Below are 9,412 nucleotides of genomic sequence, written 5' to 3'. Positions count from 1 at the left end.
TTTTCTCCATATGTACCTACATGTATTGGAGCAGTTTCCCCTAACTTCATGAAAGTTTGTTGTTTGTAAGCAACCTCACCATGAGTAACGTCTTTATCATATTTTAAATCTGCCTCAAAGGTTTTCATTCCATAATCTTTTACTTCGATTTTTTCATCGTCGTCACAGGCAAATAAAGCGATGGCTAAAGCCATAGAGAATAGTAACTTCTTCATTTTCTATTATTTATTATTATTGTTTTGAATGATTGAATTTGTATGTCAGATTAATAAAGAAAGAGCGACCATAGGAAATGGGTACGCCACTACCGCCGGAATGTGCTCCTCCGCTGCCACTAAGGCGATTGACTGATGTTACATCAAACAGATTTTTTGCTCCGGCTACAGCTTGCAGGCGGCGTTTAAAAAAATGTTTGGTTACCGAGGCATTCATTGTATGGTAAGCTTCTTGTTGCCCTTCCCTGATAATACCTTCGTCGTCGGTATAGAAAAATGGTAACTCGCCATTGTATTTATAATCGACTGCCAATGTTAAATTGGCTTTAGTTTCAGCCCATTTAACACCGGCGAAAAAATCATGTGTCAGATTGAATTTATCAGAACCGTTCTCTTTGGTATAGGTGTTTAAGCGTCCTGTCAAACCATATCCGGCTCTCAACTTTAATCGATTTTTATAACCGTAATTCAGTTCAATATCACCTCCGGTGGATTCGTACTCAGCAATATTCTGATAGATATATTTAGTACTGTTTTCATCCTGAATCAGAGTGATTAGGTTCTCCACATCATTGTAGTAAGCCGAAGCATTAATACGCCAGTTGTGAATATCTTTCTGTATTGTATAATCGATGGAAGTATTGTAGTTGTATGATGACTCAGCCTCTAAATCAGGGTTACCAAAGATCTCATGGTTTGAGTCGACAAACTCATAGTATAGCTCTTTTACGCTTGGAGCCCTAAAACCTTTGGCCACCGAAAAGCGCCAGTTAAAAGCTTTGGCAAAATGCCACTTAGCATTCAGGGAGTATACCAAAGGTGCATCATAGCCTGTATTGTAAGCATAACGTAAACCTGGCTGAACCTCCAGCTTAGGTGTCAGGTTGTAATTGATATTTAAGAAAGCAGCATAATCACCCAAACTTTGTTCGCCATCGGTAATGCGCGGTCCTTCCATTGTTTCCGCATTAATATCGGCACCACTTTGAAATGATAGAACACCCGGCACGATAGCATGACTGTAAATAGCCCGCAACATTTTTTGATTGGCTTTTTGAGTTGTTATCTTTTCACCCCAATTCTCCTCTAGTGTGGATAAATCTTTTGTCAGGTTTTGTGATGAACGGTCATACAGATTATATGCACTCACCATATTCAGGGAGTTGTGTTTATTCCAGCTTTTGTTCAAGCCAACACTAAAATCATAACGGTCGGTGTAATAATAGGTATCATACACTCTGGTACCCGACAAGTTGCTTTTATTGTGCAGTTCATCGCTGTAAATACCCACCCGACCTGTCAGTTGCCAATTGTTTTTATTAAATGTGTAATTCGTATTTATCCGATACAGGTTTTTGGGTTTCCAGTCCATCTGACGAGTGCTTTCGTCGAAATCAACACCAGCGAAATATTCATAACCACCTTCGGCCGATATGGTATGAGCTCCCATCTTTTTAGCAACACTGGCGTTACCTGTATAACGTCCTACACTTTCTGCATAAGCATTGGCCTGCCCTGTTAATTCGTGGTAAAAGTTCTTTTTAGTAATGATGTTAATAGTACCTGCCAAAGCATTGTTACCATACACCACCGACATGGGGCCTTCAATCACCTCTACCTGCTTAACATTGGCCAGGTTGATCTGGCTTAAATCCACATTACCATCGAGCCGGCCAATAACCGGTACGCCGTCAATCATGATTTTAACGTTTTGACCGCTCATGCCCAACATCTCAATCTGACTACCTAAAACAAGATCTGTTGACATGCGGATATTGGCTTCAGTCAATAATAGTTCGCTTAGGTTAACTGCTCCTGACTGACGAATTTTCTCTTCGCTGATCAGCTTGACTTTATAAATCGAACTATCTACTAGTGTTGGTTGACTGGAACCAGTCACCACTACCTGATCAATATTAAACACATCAGCTTTTACTGGTATAACTGCACCTTCTTCAATCGAATTTAATTGCAGGTACTGTGTTACAAAACCAATGGATGAGATAGCTACCATTCCTTCTTTCTTGTCGCTATAATACAAAGTAGCCTTTCCTTCGGTATCAGACACTTCATAAACTTTGCGTCCATCTGCTAATTCCAGGCAAATATGAGCACCAACGACTGGTGTTTTGTCACCTGATTCAATCAACTGAATAGGGCATTTATTACTTAAAGGGTTTGGGCCTAAATCAGCTTGTGCATAGCTATTACCAGACCAAGTTGCTAGTGTAATAATTGATAATATAACATGAAAGTATGAATGATTTTTGCGCATTTTAACAGTTTTCAGTATTTAAGAGCCGAATTGTTGATCTTATTGTTCCGCAAAAATAGAGTGCATGCAAGCACGCAACAATCCTAACTAATTATGAAAATGCGTGAATTAAACGCGCCTTTTAGAGTTAAAAAAACGAAATAAACCAGCACTAATAACGCCTTAGCACTATATATCATCAATTGTTATTAACCAAATATAGGGATAGCGATAATTTGAGATAATATGCTGAGATGTCATAATTTTGGATGCATAAACATTATGTCATTCCCCCTGTTAAAATAGACATTATTAATACCGTATAATATGAAAGCAATAATACCTATTACTCTATTAACATGCATGTTAACCTTAACCGGATTCAAACCCGACAAACCGGCTTACAGGCTATTCGATTCTAAAGGAAAGGAAATCAAATATGAAAAAATGATCAAAAACCTGTCGGACACTGAGATTATGCTGTTTGGAGAATATCACAATAATCCGATTGCCCACTGGCTTGAGCTGGAAGTAACCAAATCTCTGTATACAGTCATGGACGGGAGTATTACAATGGGGGCTGAAATGTTTGAAGCTGACAACCAACTCATTTTGGATGAATACCTGAATGGTATTATCTCTGTTGAAAAGTTTGAAGCTGAATGCCGCCTATGGAGCAATTACGATACGGATTATGAACCTTTGATTCGTTTTGCAAAAGACTCTGCTATTCATTTTGTAGCCAGCAATATTCCGCGCCGCTATGCTTCTGTGGTTCATAAAAAAGGCATTGAAAAGCTCGATGATTTAAGTGATGAAGCGAAACGGTATATAGCTCCCTTACCAATCGAATTTGACCCGGATTCTGTATTAATTGCAAAAATGGGTGGCATGATGGGTAAAAGCCCGCTCCCAATTGCTAAAGCTCAGGCTATTAAGGATGCTACTATGGCGTGGTTTATCACTCAAAACCTGGCTGATAATAAATTATTTATCCACTATAATGGCAGTTTTCATTCTGACGATAATGGAGGCATCAGAAAATACCTTCAGATTTACCAACCTGGCGTAAAAGTTCAGACAATAACCACGGTATCACAGGATGACATTGATAAACTGGATGAGGAGTACATTGATAAGGCTGATTATATTATTTGTGTGCCGTCGGATATGACTAAAACATACGTGGGCATGCGAAAGCGATAATGTTATTATACCGAATGAGTCAAGGCCGGAGGTAAGTAATCTGCGGCTTTTTTCTTGTCATAAATATCAGATATTATACAAAATCCTTAGTATATTCGACAAAAATTCAAATCGATGTCTGATATTCAAACGATCAAAACACTCAATAAACAACTGTATCGTCCACTTAAACAGGTCGAAAAAATAAGTTGGATTACCAAAGGGTATGTATTGAATGATGATCAACAACTGACTCATTTAAGCATTTTTAAAAGTCAATTGAATGGAACAATTCCTGATGAAATTTTTAAGCTTGAAAGTCTTGAATACATCGATATTCGTGAAAATAACATTGATAATATCCCTGAAGCGATAGGTCAGTTAACACAACTTCGTTACATAGATATCCGCATTAATAAATTAAGCTCATTACCTCAGTCACTGCCTTTATTGGAAAAGTTAGAAAGATTATACCTTGGTCATAATGCTCTTCACGAAATTCCTGCTCTGATTAGTCAACTGGCTAGTCTTAACCTGATTGATCTAAGTGATAATGAAATAACTGAAGGCTGTGAATCTTTATTGAACTCCAAAAGCCTGCGCAATATATATCTTAACAATAACCAATTAACCAGCTTTCCATTTGAAAAAGTAGGTATAGAACAACTGGATGAGTTGGTTTTAATTGATAATCCTTTGGATGAATACCAAGGCACAACACGTGACAAAATCAATCGACTGATATTATAAACCCAAAGGAGCCGATTGAATAAATCAACCGACTCCCAGCTTTCCATTCCCCGATTCTCTTTCGATAATTCTACATCTCAATAATTGTTACTTCAGAACGGCGGTTGGCCTGATGTTCTTCCTCTGAGCAAGGAACACCATCGGCACATCGGTTCTTGAGTCGTGTTTCACCGTAACCCTTCGCCTGGATACGATCAGCTGCAATACCTCTGTCAACCATATATTTTACGGCTGATTCAGCCCGTCGTTGAGACAATGTCTGATTGGAACTTTTGGTTCCTCGGGCGTCGGTATGTGACCCTAATTCTATCTTAATCGTTGGATTATCATTCAGGAACTGTATCATATCATCCAGCTCTGTGGCTGCATCTTCCCGAATATTCCACTTACCCAGATCATATAAAATCTCAATTTCGATACTTTTGCCAATCTCAGCTTTTTCCATCTCCAGCTCAATAAACTCATTCACATTGACATAACCCGTATCACGTCCAACGGTTGAGTATGACACACGTTTGGTAAAGTATTCCTTCTTGGTAAATACAAGATCGTAATCCATATCTGGTTGCAGCTTTGTTTTAAACGTTCCATCTGCATTACTGACTAGTTTGTCGTTTTCACCGGTTTTAGCTTCCATCAGGAGCGTTACCTCCGGTATTGGTGTCATCTCCGGCAATAAGAATACATTACCATAAATACCCCAATATGGCTTTGGTATCAATGCCATTTCAAATTCTGACACCTCCTCGCCCAACTCAATGCGCTCTTTGTATGGAAAGTAATCCGGTGCATTAACAATAGCAGTAAGGTAAGGTATATCTTCCAGTTCCGTTGAAACCAATCCGGCATTATCAGTAAGCAGTTCAGTCAGCTCCTGTCCGTCAGGTCCAACTAATTTAACCAGTGTATTGGTAATAGCCTGACGTGTATTTTTATCAATTAATATACCGTCTATTGGCTTAGAAAATGTCACTTCATCCAGTATGGTAAACCGGTAAATGTCATCATTACCTTTACCTCCTTCTCGATTAGAAGCAAAGTACCCATGTACACCGTCTTCTTCAAGGTAAAAACTGAAATCATCTTTAGAGGTGTTTAAAGGGTAACCCATATTTTTCACCTTATAGCCTTCGGAATCTTTTTGAGCCACAAAAACATCTAAACCTCCCAAAGTCAATTGTCCGTTTGAGCAGAAATAGAACAAGCCGTTAGGGTGTGCAAACGGAAACATCTCTTCTCCTTCAGTATTAATATCTGCTCCCATATTAACCGGCTCTCCCCATCCGTTTTCTGTGCGTTCTAACATATATATGTCTGAACCACCATAACCACCGGGCATATCTGAAACAATGTACATGATTTGATTATCCGGCGATAGACATGGGTGACCACAAGAGTATTCCTTGCTGTTAAACGAAAGGGGCTCCGGGTAGTTCCAGTTGCCTTCATCGTCCTTTGTTGCGTGCATCACCATCAGGTTGTTTACTCCAACTGTGCTTTTTTTAGGTACAGCTTTGTTAACAACTCCAAGATGTTCAACAATATCCGATTTCGACTGACGGACAAATTTGCTGTAGTTATTCCGGGTAAAGTAAATGTCGTTACCATCGCTGGAAAAACAAGCCGGTCCGTCATGAAATGCAGATGATAACTTTCTGGACACTAATTTAGCTGAGCTCAATGCTCCTGCATCTTTTTTTATCCCATAGAGATCTAAATAAGGTGTTTCATCCCAGGCATATTCCCTTCTGATTATTTTTTCATCATTACGGCCGGTAGCAAATATTATCTCATCGCCGTATACTACTGCCCCAAAGTCGGCTTTAGAAGAATTAAAGTTAACTTCCTCAACTTTGTACCTTTCTTTATCAACAATCGCAAATATCTTAGGTGCTGCCTGATGCTGAATTTCTGATCGCGAATCTGTACTTCTCAATTCACGGTATTTATCCATCCATTCATCTGCTTCCTCATACTTCTGATTGTATTTTAATGTTTGAGAAAAGTAGTATAAATCGTCAGGTGAGTAGTGTCCCCTGTTAACCACATCTCTGAATAAAGGCTCTGCCGATGCTGTTTCTCCTACCTTATAATAAGCTGTTGCCAGGTTACTTTTCAATGAATCGACTTCAATCCCTTTTTCGAGTAACTTCTCATATTTTTCAATGGCTTTTACATAGGCCATGTTATCAAAGTTTTTATTGGCTCGTTTATGCTGATGCCTCAATACAAGTGAATCAGCCTTATTGACAGTTCTTTCTAATATATTTTGTGAATTCAATGTGGTTACCACAACCAATTGAGCCAAAATAAACAAGCTTATATATTTGTTTACTGATCTTCTCATTTTTACTGTTTTATAAATACTTGCACTTTAGAAATAACGCGGAGACTTCACCTTGTTTTTCAGGAAACCATCAAAATCGTAACTAATGATAATCTCGTGGCTACCATTATTGTAATTATTCAATGCTGATACTGTAAAATCATACGAATAACCAATCATCAGCTGCTTATTGAGTTTGATATTGCCAATAAAGGCAACTGCATCACCCAATCGATAAGTGGCTCCCAGCCAATAAGTATCTTTTAACAGAAACTGCGCTGTTACATCGGTTGAAGGTGGTGCACCATTCACAAATTTAGTGATTAATGATGGCTTAAACTTCACATCTTTATTTAAATCAAAAACATAACCTCCCATCAGGAAAAAGTGCTGTTTCAAATCACTGATTGATCCATATGTTGATTGATCACCGTTTAACTCAGTCTGTATTAGTTTTGGCACCGACGCCCCAAAATAGTATTTGTCGGAATACAAATACAAACCTAAACCAGCATTGGGCTGAAAACGCTGTTCAACATTATCCATAAAGGCCACATCGTTTTCTCCAACATTAATATCTGTCAGGTTGACATAGTAATTATAAATACCTCCTTTAATACCCATTGATAGGGTCAGGGACTCGCTTAAGCTGACACGATAGGCATAATTCACATTCACATAGTAATTATTAACCGGCCCGTGACTATCGGATACAACCGATAGTCCAAGACCCATTTTATAATTATTTAATGGTGTATGCATTGTGAAATCATAGGTACGTGGTGCACCATCCATTCCTGTCCATTGCATGCGCGACAATAATAGTACGTTCATCGCATTGCGAGTTCCCGCATAAGCCGGGTTAACCGATACTGTGTTAAACATGTATTGCGTATACAATGGTTCTTGCTGAGCACTTACCTTACCTGAAATAAGCAGTAAGAGCATCATTCCTAAAACAACTAATGTATTTTTATATAATCGTTTCATTTCTTTCTTATTTACAATTTCTTACTGCTTTATTAACGAGTCAGGTAAATATATCCGTTCAGTTTATCGCCGGTTTCCTCAACCGTGATGATATAGTAATAAGTTCCGGTTGGTAGTTTATCTCCAATCTTAAAACCAACATTGGATATTCCATTCCAGTCATTCTCGTATTTATCAACACGGTAAACTATATTACCCCAGCGATTAAACACTTCGAATTTCACATTATAAATGTCCAGTTCTATCGGTAACTTATAGGTATCATTTACACCATCGCCATTTGGAGAAAATCCTTCCAATAGCTCAATGTCATCGATACACAAATCATCGTCAATTCGATCTGGTGTTCCATCATTGTCACAGTCGCCTGTTGTCTCATAGGCATCCAGCACTCCATCATTATCTGAATCCAGGTCTCGATAATCTTCCTGTCCATCACCGTCAGTATCAACATCTCCTTCTACCTGATCAAGAATTCCATCTCCATCCGAATCATCATCTCGGAAATCTTCTTTTCCATCGCCATCGGTATCACCATTTCCTTCATCTTCATCAAGAATACCATCATCATCCGAATCCAGATCTTTATAATCAGGTGTTTCATCACCATCGGTATCTACATCTCCTTCTTCCTCATCAAGGATACCATCGCCGTCCGAGTCCTCATCTTCATCGTTTGGTATTTCATCTCCATCCAGGTCATCATCACCTTCACGATCATTATCAATACCATCTCCATCCCTATCCGGATTCTCATTAACTGTTATTGTTACAACTGCTGTAGCACATTCCTGAGGCGTACCATTGTCGCACACTTCATATGTAAATGAATCGGTTCCAAAGAATCGGTGATCTGGAGTATAGATATAAGTTCCATCATTATTAATAATCAGGTCTCCATTAACAGGTCCAACTACTGGCGCAGTATTAATCGTCAACTCATCATTATCAGGGTCTGAATCATTTTCCAATAATGATGTACCGTTCAAGACTTCACCTTCTCCCACTTCCGCTACATCAGGATTAGCAACAGGAGTTGAATTACCTGATTCATTATCAATATTAGTTACATCAACGGTAGTTGATAGTCCATCGTAAGTATCATCTGAATTAGCATCGTCTACTGATAAAGTCAGTACGTAATCAATGTCACCATCAACTTCGTCATCATTTTTACCTGTTACGGTTACTGTTTGTGCCTCGTCCCAGTTAGCTGGTGTAAATGTAAGCGTTGTTACATCAAGACTACCTTCGGTTGCATCCAATCCGGTAATGTTAATTACCACATCACTTGCTGGCTGAGTATTCAGTGCTACTTCGAAACTGTCTGTTGTACCATTCTCTGAGGTGGATGTGCTTCCATCAGTTAAGGTAACTGAGATTCCAGCTGTGTCGTTATCTGCATTTGTTACATCAACTGTGCTTGATAATCCATCATAGGTATCGTCTGAATTGGTATCGTCAACAGATAGAGTCAGTACGTAAGCAATGTCACCATCGACTTCGTCATCATCCTGACCTGTTACAGTGACTGTTTGCACTTCGTTCCAATTTGAAGGCGTAAATGTAAGCGTTGTTACATCAAGACTACCTTCAGTTACATCCAATCCAGTGATATCAATCACTACATCGCTTGTTGGCTGAGTATTCAGTGCTACTTCGAAACTGTCTGTTGTACCATTCTCTGAGGTG

The 9,412-nt window shown here is 38.9% G+C and carries 7 protein-coding genes; 2 read left to right on the top strand and 5 right to left on the bottom strand.

Translation table 11 applies throughout. The features are described 5' to 3' along the window. Together AC4MRQ_RS21565 and AC4MRQ_RS21560 are read right to left on the bottom strand one after the other, a co-directional pair. A partial coding sequence (locus AC4MRQ_RS21565; protein WP_491199796.1) for a hypothetical protein occupies positions 1 to 215 on the bottom strand: 215 nt, incomplete at its 3' end. 16 nt (positions 216 to 231) lie between these two features. Beyond that, the gene (locus AC4MRQ_RS21560; protein ID WP_491199795.1) at positions 232 to 2,490 is read right to left on the bottom strand and encodes a TonB-dependent receptor plug domain-containing protein; all 2,259 of its coding nucleotides are present in this window, start codon (positions 2,488 to 2,490) and stop codon (positions 232 to 234) included. A 306-nt stretch (positions 2,491 to 2,796) separates the two neighbouring features. On the opposite strand from AC4MRQ_RS21560, the gene AC4MRQ_RS21555 reads away from it, so the two are divergent. Further along, positions 2,797 to 3,675, top strand: a complete 879-nt coding sequence (locus AC4MRQ_RS21555; protein ID WP_491199794.1) for a ChaN family lipoprotein — start codon at positions 2,797 to 2,799, stop codon at positions 3,673 to 3,675. Positions 3,676 to 3,789: 114 nt separating this feature from the next. Next, positions 3,790 to 4,404 carry a leucine-rich repeat domain-containing protein gene (locus tag AC4MRQ_RS21550; RefSeq protein ID WP_491199793.1) on the top strand — a complete coding sequence of 205 codons (615 nt, stop codon included), beginning with the start codon at positions 3,790 to 3,792 and terminating at the stop codon, positions 4,402 to 4,404. A 70-nt stretch (positions 4,405 to 4,474) separates the two neighbouring features. Here AC4MRQ_RS21550 and AC4MRQ_RS21545 read toward each other — a convergent pair whose 3' ends face one another. The 3 genes from AC4MRQ_RS21545 to AC4MRQ_RS21535 all read right to left on the bottom strand — a co-directional run. Further along, entirely contained in the window at positions 4,475 to 6,751 is a 2,277-nt protein-coding gene (locus AC4MRQ_RS21545; RefSeq protein WP_491199792.1) for an OmpA family protein, read from the bottom strand. Between the two features lie 27 nt (positions 6,752 to 6,778). After that, positions 6,779 to 7,720, bottom strand: a complete 942-nt coding sequence (locus AC4MRQ_RS21540) for a PorP/SprF family type IX secretion system membrane protein (RefSeq protein WP_491199791.1) — start codon at positions 7,718 to 7,720, stop codon at positions 6,779 to 6,781. Between the two features lie 32 nt (positions 7,721 to 7,752). Then, on the bottom strand, positions 7,753 to 9,412 hold a 1,660-nt coding region (locus AC4MRQ_RS21535), incomplete at its 5' end, for a T9SS type B sorting domain-containing protein (protein ID WP_491199790.1).

It is taken from the genome of Carboxylicivirga sp., from assembly GCF_982718395.1.
The sequence above is the reverse complement of the archived record's forward strand: the minus strand, read 5'-3'. Positions and strand labels throughout refer to the sequence as shown.